21 protein-coding genes are annotated in these 17,268 nt (G+C 53.1%); 15 read left to right on the top strand and 6 right to left on the bottom strand.

Translation table 11 applies throughout. The features are described 5' to 3' along the window. Positions 1-10 precede the first annotated feature (10 nt). Positions 11-619, bottom strand: coding sequence for a sigma-70 family RNA polymerase sigma factor (locus J1836_RS04565; protein WP_207249900.1), 609 nt, complete (start codon positions 617-619; stop codon positions 11-13). A 277-nt stretch (positions 620-896) separates the two neighbouring features. Between J1836_RS04565 and J1836_RS04570 the strand changes: the two genes are divergently transcribed. Next, positions 897-1,907: a class 1 fructose-bisphosphatase gene (locus J1836_RS04570; protein ID WP_207249901.1), complete on the top strand. Its 1,011-nt coding sequence runs from the start codon at positions 897-899 to the stop codon at positions 1,905-1,907. Between the two features lie 40 nt (positions 1,908-1,947). Here J1836_RS04570 and J1836_RS04575 read toward each other — a convergent pair whose 3' ends face one another. Genes J1836_RS04575 through purE form a run of 5 tightly spaced genes read right to left on the bottom strand, consistent with a single transcriptional unit; the run spans position 1,948 to position 5,909 of the window. Next, positions 1,948-2,541, bottom strand: a complete 594-nt coding sequence (locus J1836_RS04575; protein ID WP_207249902.1) for a class I SAM-dependent methyltransferase — start codon at positions 2,539-2,541, stop codon at positions 1,948-1,950. Further along, entirely contained in the window at positions 2,542-2,919 is a 378-nt protein-coding gene (locus tag J1836_RS04580) for a SirB2 family protein (RefSeq protein ID WP_207249903.1), read from the bottom strand. A gap of 12 nt (positions 2,920-2,931) precedes the next feature. Next, positions 2,932-4,059: a 5-(carboxyamino)imidazole ribonucleotide synthase gene (locus J1836_RS04585; protein WP_207249904.1), complete on the bottom strand. Its 1,128-nt coding sequence runs from the start codon at positions 4,057-4,059 to the stop codon at positions 2,932-2,934. A gap of 52 nt (positions 4,060-4,111) precedes the next feature. Then, positions 4,112-5,356, bottom strand: a complete 1,245-nt coding sequence (locus J1836_RS04590; RefSeq protein ID WP_207249905.1) for an ATP-binding protein — start codon at positions 5,354-5,356, stop codon at positions 4,112-4,114. A 46-nt stretch (positions 5,357-5,402) separates the two neighbouring features. Continuing rightward, complete coding sequence (gene purE, locus J1836_RS04595) at positions 5,403-5,909, bottom strand: 5-(carboxyamino)imidazole ribonucleotide mutase (RefSeq protein ID WP_207249906.1); 507 nt, start codon at positions 5,907-5,909, stop codon at positions 5,403-5,405. A 78-nt stretch (positions 5,910-5,987) separates the two neighbouring features. Here purE and J1836_RS04600 point away from each other — a divergent pair, with 78 nt between their 5' ends. The 14 genes from J1836_RS04600 to J1836_RS04660 all read left to right on the top strand — a co-directional run bounded on the left by J1836_RS04600 (position 5,988) and on the right by J1836_RS04660 (position 17,264). Next, positions 5,988-6,887, top strand: a complete 900-nt coding sequence (locus tag J1836_RS04600; protein ID WP_207249907.1) for a phosphoribosylaminoimidazolesuccinocarboxamide synthase — start codon at positions 5,988-5,990, stop codon at positions 6,885-6,887. A gap of 29 nt (positions 6,888-6,916) precedes the next feature. Further along, positions 6,917-7,933, top strand: coding sequence for an NAD-dependent epimerase (locus tag J1836_RS04605; RefSeq protein ID WP_207249908.1), 1,017 nt, complete (start codon positions 6,917-6,919; stop codon positions 7,931-7,933). A 20-nt stretch (positions 7,934-7,953) separates the two neighbouring features. Next, positions 7,954-8,997 carry a type II secretion system protein N gene (locus tag J1836_RS04610; protein WP_207249909.1) on the top strand — a complete coding sequence of 348 codons (1,044 nt, stop codon included), beginning with the start codon at positions 7,954-7,956 and terminating at the stop codon, positions 8,995-8,997. A 57-nt stretch (positions 8,998-9,054) separates the two neighbouring features. Continuing rightward, positions 9,055-9,369, top strand: a complete 315-nt coding sequence (locus J1836_RS21455) for an FAD-dependent oxidoreductase (protein ID WP_242632730.1) — start codon at positions 9,055-9,057, stop codon at positions 9,367-9,369. Then, the gene (locus J1836_RS21460; RefSeq protein ID WP_242632731.1) at positions 9,350-9,760 is read left to right on the top strand and encodes an NAD(P)/FAD-dependent oxidoreductase; all 411 of its coding nucleotides are present in this window, start codon (positions 9,350-9,352) and stop codon (positions 9,758-9,760) included. The genes J1836_RS21455 and J1836_RS21460 overlap by 20 nt, the downstream gene beginning before the upstream one ends. 90 nt (positions 9,761-9,850) lie before the next feature. Next, positions 9,851-10,999 carry an efflux RND transporter periplasmic adaptor subunit gene (locus J1836_RS04620; RefSeq protein ID WP_207249910.1) on the top strand — a complete coding sequence of 383 codons (1,149 nt, stop codon included), beginning with the start codon at positions 9,851-9,853 and terminating at the stop codon, positions 10,997-10,999. Then, on the top strand, positions 10,992-11,678 hold the full coding sequence (locus J1836_RS04625) for an ABC transporter ATP-binding protein (protein WP_207249911.1): 687 nt from the start codon (positions 10,992-10,994) through the stop codon (positions 11,676-11,678). The genes J1836_RS04620 and J1836_RS04625 overlap by 8 nt, the downstream gene beginning before the upstream one ends. After that, positions 11,675-12,880: an ABC transporter permease gene (locus J1836_RS04630; protein ID WP_207249912.1), complete on the top strand. Its 1,206-nt coding sequence runs from the start codon at positions 11,675-11,677 to the stop codon at positions 12,878-12,880. Before J1836_RS04625 ends, J1836_RS04630 begins: the two co-directional genes overlap by 4 nt. A 2-nt stretch (positions 12,881-12,882) precedes the next feature. Then, entirely contained in the window at positions 12,883-14,082 is a 1,200-nt protein-coding gene (locus tag J1836_RS21955) for an ABC transporter permease (RefSeq protein ID WP_207249913.1), read from the top strand. A 92-nt stretch (positions 14,083-14,174) separates the two neighbouring features. Beyond that, a complete protein-coding gene (locus J1836_RS04640; RefSeq protein WP_207249914.1) occupies positions 14,175-14,507 on the top strand; it encodes a rhodanese-like domain-containing protein in 333 nt (110 codons plus the stop codon). Positions 14,508-14,597: 90 nt separating this feature from the next. Next, complete coding sequence (gene dsrE2 / locus J1836_RS04645) at positions 14,598-15,062, top strand: sulfur carrier protein DsrE2 (RefSeq protein ID WP_207249915.1); 465 nt, start codon at positions 14,598-14,600, stop codon at positions 15,060-15,062. A 71-nt stretch (positions 15,063-15,133) separates the two neighbouring features. Next, positions 15,134-15,748, top strand: coding sequence for an NAD(P)H-dependent oxidoreductase (locus J1836_RS04650; protein ID WP_207249916.1), 615 nt, complete (start codon positions 15,134-15,136; stop codon positions 15,746-15,748). 24 nt (positions 15,749-15,772) lie between these two features. After that, the gene (locus J1836_RS04655) at positions 15,773-16,636 is read left to right on the top strand and encodes a metallophosphoesterase (RefSeq protein WP_207249917.1); all 864 of its coding nucleotides are present in this window, start codon (positions 15,773-15,775) and stop codon (positions 16,634-16,636) included. Between the two features lie 148 nt (positions 16,637-16,784). Further along, the gene (locus tag J1836_RS04660) at positions 16,785-17,264 is read left to right on the top strand and encodes a response regulator (protein ID WP_207249918.1); all 480 of its coding nucleotides are present in this window, start codon (positions 16,785-16,787) and stop codon (positions 17,262-17,264) included. Positions 17,265-17,268 lie beyond the last annotated feature (4 nt).

Below are 17,268 nucleotides of genomic sequence, written 5' to 3' on the forward strand. Positions count from 1 at the left end.
CGAATGCCATTTAAATGTCAAAACCGACAATGCCTGCTTTTTCCAGTAACTGCGCGAGGCGCTTACGGGCATAAAACATGCGTGTTTTGACGGTGTTCTCGGAAATATCCAGGATATTGGCAACTTCCTTTACTGATTTATCTTCAAAATACGTTAACCTGATGACTTCACGGTGCTCTTCTGTGAGCTGATCCATTAGGCGTAACAACTGCTGTTTCATGTCATCCAATGCCAATTCCTCGTGAGGGCTGGCGGCTGGGTCAATCATGGCATCCAGTAACGACTCGTCTTCCAAGGTAAGTTCCGAGGTTTTGCGTAACCACGACACCACCTTGTTGCGGGCGATGGAATAAATCCAGGTCGATACCTTTGACCTGCCTGCAAAATTTTCCGCTGACCGCCAAACATCAAACATGGCCTCATCCACCAAGTCGGCGGCCTGAGCAATATCGTCACGCAATACGCGAGCACAATACTTGACCAGTCTGGGCTGGTATCTCAGGTATAACTGACTGAACGCTCGCTGATCACCCTTACTAATGAGTTCCATGAGAACGTCATCACTGAGTTTACTGGTCGTTTCAATCCGTTGTTTGCTACTTTGTGGGTGGCCTTCCATCTTCTGTGTCGCTCTCATTGCCAATTTGGTTCTAATTAATTTGGGTCAATTCCAAAAAATAATTAATGATCTTTTTTTCACTTTTTGTTGAACCACACGCCTGATGGCTGCGACTCAGCATTAACACTACACACTCAACTAGTAATATTCAAAAGTTATAATACTCCCTCGCAAGTCTGGCGGGTCTTCGGATCCGCCTTTTTTTATTTACAATCCATACATCAGCATATCATAATCAACTTATATGCAATTTTTTTTCAATCACGAGAAGCTGGTTATGTACCAAATTGGCACCACACTGACACAATTTATCCTAGAAGAACAACGTAAACACACGGGCGCAACCGGAGAATTCAGTTGCGTACTGAACGACGTTGCCCTTGCCTGCAAGAAAATTGCTGCATTGACGAGCAAAGGCGACCTCATCGGCGTACTGGGTTCTGCCGGTTCTGAGAACGTGCAGGGCGAAGAGCAAAAGAAAATGGACATCATCACCAACGATGTGATGATTGAAGCACTTTCCCGTGGTCATGCGGCGGCACTTGCCTCCGAAGAAATGGATGAAGTTTACCATTTGCCCGGTAATGTGCCACGCGGTCATTATCTGGTGACATTCGACCCGCTGGATGGCTCATCCAACATGGATGTGAATGTATCGGTTGGGACGATTTTCTCCATCATCAAAGCGCCTGAAGGCGTGGAAAACCCGACCGCTGCCGATTTCATGCAGCTGGGTACCAAGCAAGTGGCGGCAGGTTACTGCTTGTATGGCCCTTCTGCCATTATGGTCTTGACCACGGGCAAAGGCGTGAATATGTTTACGTTGGATAAAGATTGCGGCGAATTCTTGCTGACCCGCGAAGATGTGAAAATTCCTGCGGATACCAAGGAGTTTGCGATCAACGTCTCCAACCAACGTTACTGGGAACCGCCGATGCAGCGTTACATCGGTGAATGCTTGTTGGGGGTTGAAGGGCCGCGTGGTAAAGATTTCAATATGCGTTGGGTCGCGTCAATGGTGGCTGAGATTCACCGTATCCTCACCCGTGGCGGTATTTTCATCTATCCGATGGATAGCAAGATGAAAGCAGCAGGCAAAACCGGTAAGTTGCGCTTGTTGTACGAAGCTAACCCAATGGGGTTTATCGTTGAACAGGCGGGTGGTATGGCGACTACGGCTTATTCACGCATTATGGAGCTCCAGCCGACTGATTTGCACCAGCGTGTGCCGGTGGTGATGGGTTCACGTAATGAAGTGGAACTGGTCACGGGTTATCATAACGCCTAAGTTAGGTAGGGGCGGTTTGTTTGCCGCCCCTCATTTTTTCCTACCGACTTTTTTCGGCATACGATACGGTGTACGACTGACCTTGTTTGAGCTTATCGAAATTACCGAATACTTCCTTTAGATTGCGCTTCATGTACTCGCGTAAGCCGTTAATCGTCACGATATACACGCGCCCGCCCGGTTTGAGGTGGTGCTTCATGTCGTGCAATAAAATGCTCATCATTTCCTTGCCCACTTTCGCGGGTAGGTTAGACGCAATCACATCAAACCGCGCATCTTTGTCGAGGTGCTGAAAACCGTTGCTGAGCATGGCGCGGGCATTCGCGAGCTTATTCACGCCTGCGTTGCGATTTGCGTATTCGACTGCCATGAAATCCTTATCCACCATCAAGGTTTGACCTTGTGGGGCAAGTTTTGCCATCACCAAGCCGACTGGACCATAGCCACAGCCGAGGTCAAAGCAATCATCGGTCGGGTTGATTTTCAGGTATTTCAACAACAAATCCGTGCCGTCATCAATTTCACGCGGAGAAAAGATCCCCCACGTTGATAGAAAAGTGAAATGCTGCCCACACAGTTCCGTATCAAAACGGATGTCGTCACGCAGGCTTTTGGTGTAAGGAATATCAGCCATTTATAGTATTGCCGGTAAGAGGTTTTTCGCGAATAGGAAGGTGTACGCAAACGTCGCTGCACCTACCAACCATAAGATGACCGCCGCTGCTTTGTCCAAGCCCGGTTTCAGCGCAATCACGCCCAACACCACGTACACAATCAAGCCAATCGCTTTGATAATGACAAAGTTATCAACACCGTGCGCGGTGCTCACAAACGCTAACCACAAGCCCGTGCCCAGTAAGATCAGCATCGACAGCGACGCGCTAGCAAGAGCGGCTTTGCCCGTGACGGCGGGATTATCGGTTAACATCCAGATACCCCGAATCAGGTAAAGGGCGATGGAAAGTAGCGCGACGATGGCGTGTATTTTGATGATTAAGGTGTTGGTATCCATGTGGTGTGTGCCTTATTGCAATTGTTGGAAAATGCGTCCCGCTTCTGCCAGTGCGTCGTCAAGTTGCGGCGCTAGTGTGCAGTAATGCCCCATCTTGCGAGCGGGGCGGGCTTCGTGTTTGCCGTACAAGTGTAGCTTGGTATTTGGACTTTTCAGCAAGGCTACCCATTCTGGTTGCGTGTCGTGCCACAAATCGCCGAGCATATTGACCATGACGACGGGTGAAAGCAGTTCGGTTGCGCCGAACGGCAGTTCGCAGACCATGCGTACTTGTTGCTCGAATTGCGAGGTGATGCACGCATCGAGGGTGTAATGCCCGCTGTTGTGGGTGCGCGGTGCCATTTCATTCACCAGCAATTCGCCTTGGCGGGTGACGAAGAATTCCACGGCCATCACGCCCACAAAATCGAGTTTTTGCGCCATGCGCGTGGCGGCGGCTTGCGCGGCTGCGACGAGTGCGGCATCAATTCGGGCGGGTACAATGCTCTGGTGCAAAATGCCATTGCGGTGTTCGTTTTCGGCAACGGGAAAACAACGCACTTCACCGCCAACACTGCGGGCGAGGATGACCGAAATCTCACGTTCCAATTCCACCCGCTGTTCGAGCACACACGCCACACCGTGCAATTGGGCAAACGCGGCTTGCGCTTCGGCAACCGAATGCACTGTCACCTGCCCCTTGCCGTCGTAACCCATGCGGGCGGTTTTGAGAATGGCGGGAAATTGGATGCTGTGGGGTGCAGCCGCAATGTCCGCTGCGGTGTGAATCGCCGCAAACGGCACAGGCTGCAAGCCACACGCTCGCACGAATTCCTTTTCCACAATGCGGTCTTGCGCCATTTTCACGGCATGGGCAGACGGGCGTACTGGGCAGAACCGTGCGAGGAATTCCAACGTTTGCGCGGGAATATTCTCGAACTCGGTGGTGATCACATCGCAGCGTTGCCCGAAAGCGGTGAGTGCGTCATCGTCATCGTAAGCGGCAATAATGTGGTCGTCAGAGAGTTGTGCGGCAGGGCTGTGAAAATCCGGTTCGAGGATAATCACGCGGTAGCCGAGGGTGCGGGCGGCGACGGTAAACATGCGTCCGAGTTGCCCGCCGCCGAGCATTCCGATGGTTGATCCGGGGAGTAGTGTCATAAAGTGTCGAGTAAGCTGGGGTTACGAAATAACAGATAAGGATACAGGAAATTCATGCTTTCTCCACTCCCCACCACAGCGACAACGGCACGGCGAAGAGCCGTTCACCAAACGGCACGAGTTCGCGCCCGCTATACAGCACGATGCCGCGTTGAAACAGGTTGGATTCGGTTTCTTGCAAATGCCGCAAGCCTTTGAAATCTTTGCTATCTATGGTCGCGCTGGCTTTGACTTCAATACCCGTGAGTTTGCCCGCCCGATTTTCCAGCACGAAATCGACTTCTATATCGCTTTGAGTGCGGTAGTGCCATAACGATAAACGCTGGGCAGAAAATGTCAGGTGTTTGAGTAATTCACTGAGGACGAAGGTTTCGACTAGCCCGCCGAGTACATTGGGTTCGTGCTCGATGCGCTCCAACGAAGTGTGGGTAAGATACGCCAGCAAGCCGCTATCCGGCAAAAAGATTTTCGGGGCTTTCACCATGCGTTTGCCGAAATTGCGTTCCCACGCGGGGAGGCGATACACCAAAAACAGGGTTTCCAGTAAAGTGAAGTAGCGCTTCAGAGTGGATTGTGCCAAGCCGCTGGTGCGGGCAAGTTCGGCAAAATTCAGCAGTTTGGCACTGCGCGTTGCCAGCAATTGCAGCAAGTGTGGGATTTCGCTGAGTTGCTCAACGTGGGCTAACTCACGCACGTCACGGTACAAAATCGCTTGTAGGTAATTGTCGAACCATGCCGCTCGCCGCCGGGTTTGCGTGCGCCCCACGGCTTCAGGGAAACCGCCCGCCAGCAAGCGTTCCAGCAGCATGGCGCGTTCACACGGGGCGATCGTCACGCTATCCAGTGCGCCATCGAACAGCCAATCCGCCCAGTTGAAGGTGGGGGAATGCGTAATTTCAGCACTGGAGAGCGGTAATAACGACAGCACTTCCATGCGTCCTGCCAGTGAATCCGCCAGTGTCGGCAATAACATGACATTCGCCGAACCCGTTAGCAGGAAGCGTCCGGCTTGGCGGTCACGGTCAACCGCTGCTTTGATGGCAAGAAATAACGCGGGGGCGCGTTGCACTTCATCCAATGCCACCTTGCCTTGCAGACCTGCGATAAATCCCGCCGGATCACTCTGTGCGGCGGCTAACACAGCATGATCATCCAGCGTCAGGTAGCGGCGCTGCTGCGTTTTTGCCAGTGTTTGCGCCAAAGTGCTTTTGCCCGTTTGACGTGCGCCATTGAGCAATACCACGGGGGTATCGGTGAGCGCTTCGTGCAGCAGTGGGGTGATGTGGCGTGTATACATAACCGTGAGTATAGCTCAGGAAAATCAGCCAGTGAGTGGTTGATTTTCAGTTATCCGGTGGGAGCGGCATATTCATCGCGCACTGGCGCTGTTCTTCACGGAATTGCGCCAACTTTTCCGCCAGCACCGGGTCGTTATTCGCCAACATTGCCACAGCAAATAGCGCCGCATTCGCAGCACCCGCTTCGCCAATCGCAAACGTGGCGACGGGAACACCTTTGGGCATCTGTACAATGGAATACAGGGAGTCTATCCCGTTCAAAGCACGGCTGGTGACGGGTACGCCTAAAATCGGTAAGGTGGTTTTTGCGGCTAACATGCCGGGCAAGTGCGCTGCGCCGCCAGCACCCGCGATAATGCACTTTAGACCGCGCTCGCGAGCGGTTTCTGCGTATTCAAACAGTAAATCGGGTGTACGATGGGCGGAAACGACGCGGTATTCATGCGCAATACCGAATTTTTCCAATTGTTCAACGGCCTTGGACATCACGTTCCAATCGCTGTTGCTACCCATGACAACCCCTACCACTACCGCCGAATTGGGTTGAGTCATGAAGCTCCCCTTATTTCTCTGCAAAATCTGATATTATAACGCGATGTACCTTTTACGCACTAACTAACCGCAACCTTAATGAATACAAATAGTAACCCAAGCAGCGTTCTTGAGACGCACATCACCTCCCTGCCGTTGATTGCACGGGGCAAAGTCCGCGATATTTACGCCGTCGATGACCAGCACATGCTGATCGTGACCACGGATCGTTTATCGGCATTCGATGTGATTATGCCGACCCCGATTCCGCAGAAGGGCGTTATCCTCACCCAAGTGGCGAATTTCTGGTTTGGCTTGCTGCATGACGTGATTCCGAATCACTTGAGCGACAAAACGCTGGATGATCTGCCGCTGACGGCGGATGAAAAAGCGCAATTGCAAGGGCGCAGCATTATCGTGAAACGCCTCAAGCCCTTGCCGGTGGAAGCGATTGTGCGCGGTTACTTGATCGGTTCTGGCTGGAAGGATTACCAGCAAACCGGCGCAGTGTGCGGTATCGAATTACCCGCAGGTTTGCAGATGGCAGACCGTTTGCCCGAACCGATTTTCACGCCCTCCAGCAAAGCCGACGTGGGCGATCACGACATCAATATCAGCTTTGCCGATATGCAAACCCGCATTGGCGCAGACCTCGCCGAGCAAGTGCGCAGCGTGAGTTTGGAGCTGTATCGCCAAGCGGCGGAATACGCCCTCAAACGCGGCATTATTATTGCTGACACCAAGTTCGAGTTCGGGCTGGATGCGGAGGGCAAGCTGGTATTGATCGACGAAATCCTCACGCCCGATTCTTCACGTTTCTGGCCTGCTGATCAGTACAAACCCGGCATTAGTCCGCCATCGTTTGACAAACAATTTGTGCGGGATTATTTAGAAACGCTGGATTGGGGCAAGGTCGCGCCGGGGCCGGAATTGCCTGCGGAGATTATGGAAAAAACGGCGGCTAAGTATCGGGAAGTTGCCGACTTACTCACAAAATAACCAAAAAACTAACAACACAGGAATAAGCCATGCGCGTATTGATCACAGGGGTAGCGGGATTCATCGGGATGCACCTCGCCTTGCAATTGCTGCAACGCGGCGATGAAGTTGTTGGTATCGACAATTTCAACGATTACTACGATGTGACCTTGAAAGAACGCCGTTTGCAACGGGTGATCGACGCGGATGCGGCGGGTAAATTCAAGTTCATTCGCTTGGATTTAGCCGACCGCGCTGGCATGGCGAAGCTGTTTGCGGAAGAAGGCTTGGATGCGGTGGTGAACCTTGCTGCGCAAGCTGGCGTGCGTTATTCCATCGACAATCCGCTGGCTTACATTGACAGTAATCTGGTGGGGTTCGGGCATATTCTGGAAGGTTGCCGTCATAACGGCGTGAAGCATTTGGTGTATGCCTCGTCCAGTTCGGTGTACGGCGCGAATGAATCCATGCCATTTTCGGTGCATGATAATGTGGATCATCCGCTGTCACTGTATGCCGCTTCCAAGAAAGCCAATGAGTTGATGGCACACACGTATTCGCATTTGTACGGTTTACCGACCACGGGTTTACGCTTTTTCACGGTGTATGGCCCGTGGAGTCGCCCGGATATGGCGATGTTCAAATTCACTAAAGCGATTTTGGCAGGTAAGCCGATTGATGTGTTCAACTACGGCAAACACCGCCGCGATTTCACTTATATCGACGATATTGTGGAAGGCGTGATTCGCACGCTGGATCATACCGCGACAAGCAATCCAGCATGGAGCGGGATGCAGCCTGACCCCGGTACGAGCAAAGCCCCGTGGCGCGTTTACAATATCGGCAATCAAAATCCGGTGGAGTTGATGGACTACATCCGCGCCATTGAAGATGCACTGGGCATGAAAGCCGAGCTGAATTTGCTGCCGCTGCAACCGGGTGATGTGCCGGATACTTACGCCGATGTGGATGCGTTGGTGCAAGATGTGGGCTATCGTCCGAGTATGTCGGTTGACGAAGGGACACGCCGTTTTGTGCAATGGTACCGTGAGTACTATCAGGTTTAGGTTGTTAAAGGGGTTTGCAGATGCAGGGTACGCAACATGCGCGTTGGTTTGACCGCTTACTGGGACGCGCCCCGGATTATGTGAGCTTTGGACTGGTGATCGTGTTTGGCTTTTTGCTGGCACGCCTAGCATGGCTATTCTTTCCCGCTGACCCTTTGGCGCTGAGCAGTACGCCTGATGCAGGGATGGGTAATAATAATCCCGTGACCCAGACGCAAAGTTTGGGCGATAAGTTAGCCAGCTACCATTTGTTTGGGCAGTATCAAGTCGATAGTACGAAACCCGTCACTGCGCCTATTCAAAACACCCAATTGGCGTTGAAACTGCAAGGCTTGTATGCCCCCGCTAAGGGCGCAGGTTTTGCGGTCATCGAAGAGGGCGGTAAGCAGTACACCTTTGGCATCGGCGAAAACATTGGCGCATCGGGGGCGGTGTTAGAGCAAGTGTTAGGCGATCATGTCTTATTGCGGCGCAATGGTTCGTTGGAAAAGCTGGTATTGCCAAAACTAGGGCAAGGCAGTAGCCGCAGTGCGCAGGCTGGTAGCGGGAATTTGCCAACGGATTTACCCGTGCCTACACCGGACTTTGCCCCACCGCCAGCAGAAGCGGAGATGATGCCGCCGCCGGAAATGTTTACGCCGACTGACGGGGCGATTCCGCCGCCGCAGAATGAGCAAATGCCACCACCCGAACAGCCACCCGAACAGCCACCCGAACAGCCACCAATGGTCGAGCCAGCGGCGGAGGGTGATGCAGCCAATTTAGGGGATTTCCGACAAGCCGTGCTCAATAACAATATGCGCTTGATGGAGGTCGCCAGTCCGCAACCGTATGAGCGCGATGGTAAGTTTCTCGGCTTTCAGTTAAGCCCCGGCAGCAATGTCGCGATGTTTAACCAATTAGGCTTGCAAGCAGGTGATATTGTCACCGCAGTGAATGGCACGACGCTGGAAAACCCCGCGATTGCCATGCGTTTATTGCAGGAAGCTGCCACGGCTTCACAGGTCAATTTGAACATTACCCGTAATGGTCAGGAAGTCTCGTTACCCATCAATTTCCAGTAGAGTCTGCGTTGCTAAGCTGTTCGCGGTAGACTAAACCGTACTCACATCTGGAAGCCGATGCTGCACGAAATTGCTTCCGGCAGCATGGATTACACGCTGCACGAAATCGACTACCTTGCCCAAGCGCATTGGCATCATTTTCGCTACCGCATTGGCGCAATGACCGGCATTGACCGTGAGCAACAACTGGTGCATGTCGCCTCCCATCAGGATGAAGATGGCAAACCTGTTACCCAAGAACGCAGCTTCCCTTACGATACGTTGGTGATTGCGATTGGCAGCCGTACCAATGACTTCAAAATTCCGGGCGTGGCGGAACACGCGATTCAATCAGTTGCTTGTCAAACCGACCTTGCAAACAACGCGGGATGACAATGTGTTTGTGTTCGGCGATTGTGCCGCCGCCCCGTGGCTGGGCGAACCTGCCGGAACGCTGATTCCCCCTCGCGCTCAAGCAGCGCATCAACAAGCTGTGCACCTCGCCAAGCAGTTACGCCAGCGTTTAGACGGCAAACCGCTGGCGGATTTCCACTACCACGATTTTGGCTCACTGGTGTCGTTGGGAGAAAATTGGGCGGTTGGCGGGTTGATGGGCAATCTTGCCAAGGGAACGTTGTTCGTGGAAGGCTATATTGCGCGTTTTATGTACAATATGCTCTACAAAAAGCACCAAGTGGGTCTGCACGGCTTTTGGAAAGTCGCGCTGAATTCGGTATCAGGGTTTATCCGCCGTAGCACCACGCCACGCATCAAACTGCATTAACCGCATACCCAGACTTTCATGACTTTACACAAGCGGTAGCGGGGACGAAGCGTGCTACACTGAAACAAGAACATTAGGGAGTGATGTGTCATGCGCTTATCCCGTTTCTTGTTGATTGTGCCGCTCCTCGCCGCTGGCGGTTGGTGGGTTTGGCAACAACAACACCCCACCGCGTTAGACGTCAGTGCCGCTAGCGTTAGCCGTGGCGTGGTCGAATCCAGCGTTGCCAATACCCGCGCTGGTACGGTGAAAGCCTGCCGTCGTGCCAAACTCTCGCCGTCTATGGGTGGGCAGATCAGCGTACTCCCCTTTGCCGAAGGTGCTCACGTCAACACGGGCGATGTCTTGTTACGCCTGTGGAATCACGATTTGCAAGCCAATGTGGAGGCGGCGGATAAAGGTGTGCAAGCGGCACGCTCACAACGTAGCGCGTCCTGCTTGCAAGCCGCTGAAACCCGTCGCGCTGCTGATCGCGCCAGTCGCTTACGCCAATCCGCCAGCATTTCGGTACAGGAATTGGATAAAGCTAGCACGGCGGCTGCGGTTACGGAGGCTACGTGTCAAGCCGCCGCCGCTCAAATTACCCTCACCGAAGCGCAGCTCAAAGCGACACAAGCGCAATTGGAACGTACCGTATTGGTTGCGCCGTTTGCAGGGGTGATTGCTGACATCAATGGCGAACTCAACGAATACGTCACACCTTCGCCGCCCGGTATCCAGACCTTGCCCGTGGTGGATTTGATTGAGCCGGGGTGTTTCCTTGCCAGTGCGCCGATTGATGAAGTCGATGCGCCCAATATCAAAACGGGCTTGCCTGCCCGCATTACCCTCGATGCTTGGCGTGGGCGTGATTTCCCCGGCAAGGTGACACGCGTCGGTTCTTACGTGATTGATCTGGAAAAACAGGCGCGGACGGTGGAAGTCGAACTCGCGTTTGATAATCCTGCCGACCTCCAGGATTTGCTGGTCGGCTACAGCGCGGATGTGGACATTATTCTGGAAACCCGCCCCGACGTGTTACGCATCCCTACCGAAGCGTTGTTCGATAAGCACTACGTGTACGTACTCACTGATGCGGGCAAGCTGGAAAAGCGCAAGATTGGCGTGGGTTTGAGCAACTGGAGCTTTACCGAAGTCACCGATGGGGTGGCGGAAGGTGCGAGTATCGTGACCACGCCGGGGGCGGCTGGCGTTGCCGAGGGCGTGGCGGCGCAAGCGCAGGAAACCACGGATGAATGACGAACCCCTTATTGCCCTACGCGATGTTTGCCGCCAATTTCAGGTAGGCGATGAAACGGTACACGCGTTGGATCACGTCAGCCTCGACATCCACGCAGGCGATTACATCAGCGTGATGGGGCCGTCGGGGTCGGGCAAATCGACTTTGCTGAATATGTTGGGTTTGCTGGATCAGACCAACGCCGGGTCTTACTGCTTTGCAGGGCGCGAACTGACTACCTTGCCAGAAGAACAACGGGCGCAAGTCCGCCGTGACAATATCGGTTTTATTTTTCAATCATTCCACCTGATCCCGCGTTTGACGGCAGCGGAAAACGTGGAATTGCCCTTGGTACTGACCGGAATGCCTGCCAGCGAACGCAAGATCAAGGTGCGTCAGGCATTGACTGGCTTGGGGTTGGCGGATCGGGCGGATCATCGCCCCGCGCAATTGTCCGGCGGGCAGCAACAACGCGTCGCGATTGCCCGCGCTACCATTATGCACGCGCCCTTATTGCTGGCGGATGAGCCGACGGGGAATCTGGATTCGCATTCCAGCACCGAAGTGATCCGCATCCTCGAAGATTTGAACACGCAGGGGATTACCTTGGTTGTGGTGACGCACGATACGGAGATCGGCAAACGCGCACGGCGGCGTATTCGCATGGTGGATGGGCGCGTGGTCGGGGATGATGGATGAAACCGCAAGACACACTGCACTTTAGCTACCAAGCCTTACGCGCTTATCCGGGGCGCACGGCGTTGATCTTGCTGGCAATGTGTATCGGCGTAGCAGCGATTATCTTGCTGACCTCGTTGGGTGAAGGGGCGCGTTTGTACGTGATTGGGCAATTCCAAGGCCTAGGCTCGAATTTGCTAATTGTATTGCCGGGGCGTTCGGAAACCACGGGCGGTGCGCCACCAATGCTCGGCACGACCCCGCGTGATTTGACGCTGGATGATGCGTTGGCGTTGCAACGCAGCCCTGCGATTAAAGACGTTGCACCGATTATTTTGGGAGCTGCTCCGGTGGCGTATGAATCCCGCGAGCGCGAAGTGACCATCATGGGGTCTACACCCGCGTTATTGAGTGCGCGGCAATTGGATTTGGCGTTGGGGCAATCCTTGCCCGACACCAATCCTCGTGTGGCAACGGCAGTGTGTTTGCTGGGAGAAACAGTGTGGAAAGAGCTGTTCGGCAATCGCCCCGCCTTGGGCGCATGGGTGCGAATTGGCGAATCCCGTTTCCGCGTGATCGGCGTATTAGCCGGTAAGGGGCAGTCGCTGGGGTCGGACATGAGCGATATGGTGGTGATTCCGGTGGCGAGTGCGCGGAATTTGTTTAATGCGCCGTCTTTGTTTCGCATCATTGTTACCGCGTCCAGCCAAGGGCAATTGCCTCAGGCCGAACAGGATATTGAACAGATTATTCGTCAACGCCATGACGGTGAAAATGACATTACGATCATTGCGCAAGATTCGCTGATTGGCACGTTCGACAATATTCTCGGCGCATTGACGTGGGCATTGGGCGGCATTGCCGCCATCAGCTTGATCGTGGCGGGCATTCTGATCATGAACGTGATGCTGGTGGCGGTTAGCCAGCGCAAGGCTGAAATCGGTTTGCTGAAAGCCTTGGGTGCACCCACCTCGCAAGTGTTGCGCTTGTTTTTGACTGAAGCGACCTTGTTGGCAAGTGCAGGCGGGGCGCTGGGCTTGGTATTGGGCTTGAGCGGGGTCTTGGTGTTGAATCAAGCCGTGCCGGATTTTAGTGCGCAACCTCCCTTGTGGGCATTGATTGCTTCCGTGCTGATCACGTTTTTTACGGGCTTGCTGTTCGGCAGCATTCCGGCACGACAGGCGGCACGGCTTGATCCCGTTGCCGCGTTGTCAGGGAGGTAACGGTGTTATTGGCCGATTACCTGCACCTTGCCACCACCAGTATCCGCTTTAGCCGGATGCGCAGTTTTCTGACGGCGTTGGGGATTGCGGTGGGGATTGCGGCAGTGGTATTGCTGACCGCATTAGGCGGCGGGGTGCAGCACTACGTTCTCAAGCAGTTTACCCAGTTTGGAGCACACATTATTGCCATCAACCCCGGCAAAAGTTCGACCTTGGGTGTGTCGGGCGCAATGCTCAGCAATGTGCGTCCGCTGTCGATTGAGGATGCGGAGAGTTTGCGGCGGATTCAGGGTGTGCAAACGTCCGTACCCGTGGTGCAAGGCAATTCGCCCGTAGAAGCTGATAAACGAACGCGCTGGACGACGGTACTGGGGGTGAATCACGAAACCTTGGCAACCTGGCAGTTGCGCGTTGCCAGCGGGCAATTCTTGCCAGACGATGCTGCACGCCAAGCCCGCAATCTGGCGGTGATTGGCGCGAAAGTGCGGACGGAATTATTCCCCGACAGCAATCCGCTAGGGCAAGCCATCCGCATTGGGCAGGAACGCTTTCGGGTCATCGGCGTGATGGAATCCAAAGGGCAAATTCTCGGTTTTGATATGGATGATTCCGTGTATATTCCTGTGGCACGAGCGATGGCATTGTTTAACCGCGAAGGCTTGATGGAAATCGACGTGTTGTATCAGGCGGGGGCAAATGAGGCGGGGATTATTGCGCAAATCAAGGCATTACTGATCCAACGCCACGGCACGGAAGACGTGACCATTACCAGCCAAAGCGATATGCTGAAAACCTTGGGTTCGATTTTGGATATTCTCAAAGCGGTGGTGGCTGGGATTGGCAGCATTTCTTTGCTGGTAGGGGGCGTGGGGATTCTGACCATTATGAGCATCGCGGTGAATGAACGCACGGGTGAAATCGGTTTGTTGCGGGCATTGGGTGCGTCACGTCAACAGGTGACACGGTTGTTTTTGCTGGAAGCCGCTGCCTTGGCGGGCTTGGGCGGCATTGCCGGATTGGTGGTGGGGATCAGCATTGCGTGGTTATTACACTTAACACTGCCTGCATTGCCGGTGCAAATCGACTGGTTATACGTGATGTTAGCAGAAGCGGTGGCGGTGGTGACAGGGTTGCTGGCAGGTTTTGCACCCGCGCAGCGAGCTTCCGCCTTACCGCCGGTGGATGCGTTGCGGCGGGAATAATGATCACTTAATTATTCTGCATAACTTGACAGTTTGCCTATCTCAATTAGAATATAAGTAAGTTTTAATATTTGTGGGATGTAAGGTCGTTTATGTTTGGGATTCGTGAAGTTGACGCTGCTGGTTTGAAAACCTTGTTGGATTCTGGCGAAAAAGTCCGGCTGATTGATGTGCGTTCCGCCTCAGAAGTGGCGCAGGGCATTATCGAAGGCTCTGAATTCATGCCGCTGCACACCTTGCCCTTACGCATGAACGACTTGCCGAAAGATGAAACCATCGTATTTTATTGCCGCAGCGGAGCGCGTTCGGCGCAAGCCTGCATGTTCTTGGCACAGAATACCGGCATTGACGCGGTAAATCTGCGCGGCGGGATTATCTCATGGTATCAATCAGGTATGAAGGTAGTGCTACCGAACGCTGCCTAAATTAGAGAATTCTGTTATAGTGAATTCGGTATTTGAGAGAGGTGGGTCTTTATCGACCTGTGAGTTACAATTTATCATGAGACATCAAACATGAGCAAAAAGCTGGCGATCATCGCAACTAAAGGTACGTTGGATTGGGGCTACCCTCCGTTCATTCTGGCATCCACTGCGGCTGCACTCGGTTATGACGTACAGATTTTCTTCACATTTTACGGCCTGCAATTATTGAAGAAAAAACTTGACCTGCAAGTTAGCCCATTAGGCAACCCCGGTATGCCTATGCCGTTTCCTGTGCCGGTATTGATGCAGGCGCTGCCGGGTATGCAAGCCATGATGACCTCCATGATGAAAAAGAAAATGGCGGACAAAGGCGTTGCTGACTTAGCAGAACTGCGTGAACTGTGTCAGGAAGCGGATGTCAAATTCATCGCATGTCAGATGACCGTTGACCTGTTCGAGATGGATACCAAAGAATTTATCAGCGACGTGGAATACGCCGGTGCTGCGATGTTCTTTGATTTCGCCGGTGATGCTGACATTTGCCTGTACATCTAATTCCCGAAGGTTATTAGACAGTCACTAAAAAGCCGGGTATATCCCGGCTTTTTACTTCAAGGAAGCGTACTATGAAAATCATGCTCATCAGCGGTAGCCACCGCGACAACTCCCAAAGCGAAAAGGTGGCACGTTATATGGCGCAATCCTTGCTGGATCATCAGCAAGCCACTGAAACCGAAGTGTTTACCTTGGCGGGCAATCCTTTGCCACTGTGGGATGAAGGCATCTGGAACGGGGATGAGAAATGGCAAACCTTACTCAACCCTTTATCGGCAAAACTGGCATCCAGCGATGGTTTTGTCATCATTGCACCCGAATGGCATGGGCAAGTCCCCGCCGGTTTGAAGAATTTCTTTTTATTGTGGGGTGCGGGCGAATTGGCGCATAAGCCTGCATTAATCGTGGGCGTGTCATCCTCTGATGGTGGGGCGTATCCGGTAGCAGAGTTACGCATGAGCAGTTACAAAAATAACCGCATCTGTTACATCCCCGAACAATTAATTGTGCGCCACGTAGAAGCTGTCCTCAATGCGGAGGCGAGTAAGAATGATGCAGTGGCAGATCAGTATTTTCGTGAGCGCATCGTGTATGCAGGCGGCATTCTGAGCGCGTATGCAACCGCCCTCAAGGATGTGCGTAACTCCGGTATTACCCAGACGGACGCATTCCGTAATGGTATGTAACCTTTTTTTCACGAGGCAACGAGCATGTTGAAAACGGCGGCGATGACTCCCCAGCGGGTACTGAACCGTATCGGGCGTATGAACTATTTCCACGATGATCGGCACGCGGATCGTACTAACGAAATTCGTTGGTTGGTGGAAGAGTTCGTGGAAATTCCGGTGAAAAACCTGCCATTAGCGTTGGAAGGTTTTACGATAGTGCAACTGACTGACATGCACTTGCGCCCGTATACGCAAGTGGAACACATCCAACGGGCGGTGGAAAAAACCAATGCGCTCAAGCCGGATTTAGTGGTGTTGACGGGCGATTACGTGTGGCACGATGGTGAAGACATTCTCGACCTCGTACCCGTGTTAGCAGGGCTGAATGCGCGTTACGGTGTATTTGCGGTGATGGGCAACCATGACATCAAAACCAACCCGGTGCTGATTGAGGAAACGTTTGCCAAACACGGCATTCCGGTATTGCGTAACGAGGGCTTGGATATTCAGCACAGCGGTGGCGTATTCCATTTGGCAGGCATTGATGATGGCTGGTTGGGGCAACCCGACATCAAAGCGACGTTGGATAAATTGCGTGGTAATAAGCCCGTAGTCTTGCTGGCGCATGAGCCGGATATGATTGATTGGTATGCCGATGATGCGCGAATTTCGCTGCAACTCTCTGGGCATACCCATGGTGGGCAAGTCCAGCTTAAACCGGGTAAGCCGTTTATTCGTCCGTACTTGGGGCGCAAGTATGTGCAAGGTTTGTATCGCGTGAACGAATCGTGGGTATACACCAGTCGTGGCATTGGCTCGACGGGTTTGCCGATTCGGCGTAATTGTTCACCGGAAATTACCCACGTCACTCTGGTGGCAGGGGATTATTATGTGCAAGCGGCATAACGCTTTATCTGAAAGCCTTGGGTAATCGGTAGGGCTGTTGGGTAAACTGTATCGTAGATAAAAGACCTTCTGTAAGCGCAGGCTTGCTTGGTCATTTGGTTAGTCTGTAATAATTAAAAAAACAACGAACTAGGTCAAAGTGTGAAATATGCCTGATACCCTAAATAAGACGCTCGAACGCGATCTGACCGGCCTGAAAGTCGTGGTAGTGGACGACAGCAAGACCATTCTGCGTACTGCCGAGGTTTTGCTCACTGAGCAGGGCTGTTGGGTCGTGACAGCAGGCGATGGTTTTGAATCGCTGGCAAAAATTGCCTCTTTCAAGCCCGATGTCATTTTCGTTGACATTATGATGCCCCGTTTGGATGGGTATCAAACGTGTGCGCTGATCAAAGCCAACCGCCAATACCGTGATATACCCGTAGTGTTATTGTCGAGTAAAGACAGCATTTTCGACATGGCGCGTGGGCGTTTAGCGGGGTCGGATAAATACCTGACCAAGCCCTTCACCAAGGAAGACCTCCTCACCGCCATTTATACGCATGTGAAACTACCGAACGTTGCGGCTGCTGTCGTGCCTGCTGCACCTGTGGATTCAGCCCCCTTCATTGATTTAATCGACGATTAAAGGG

It is taken from the genome of Thiothrix fructosivorans, from assembly GCF_017349355.1.
In the GTDB taxonomy this organism is placed as follows: Bacteria; Pseudomonadota; Gammaproteobacteria; order Thiotrichales; family Thiotrichaceae; genus Thiothrix; species Thiothrix fructosivorans.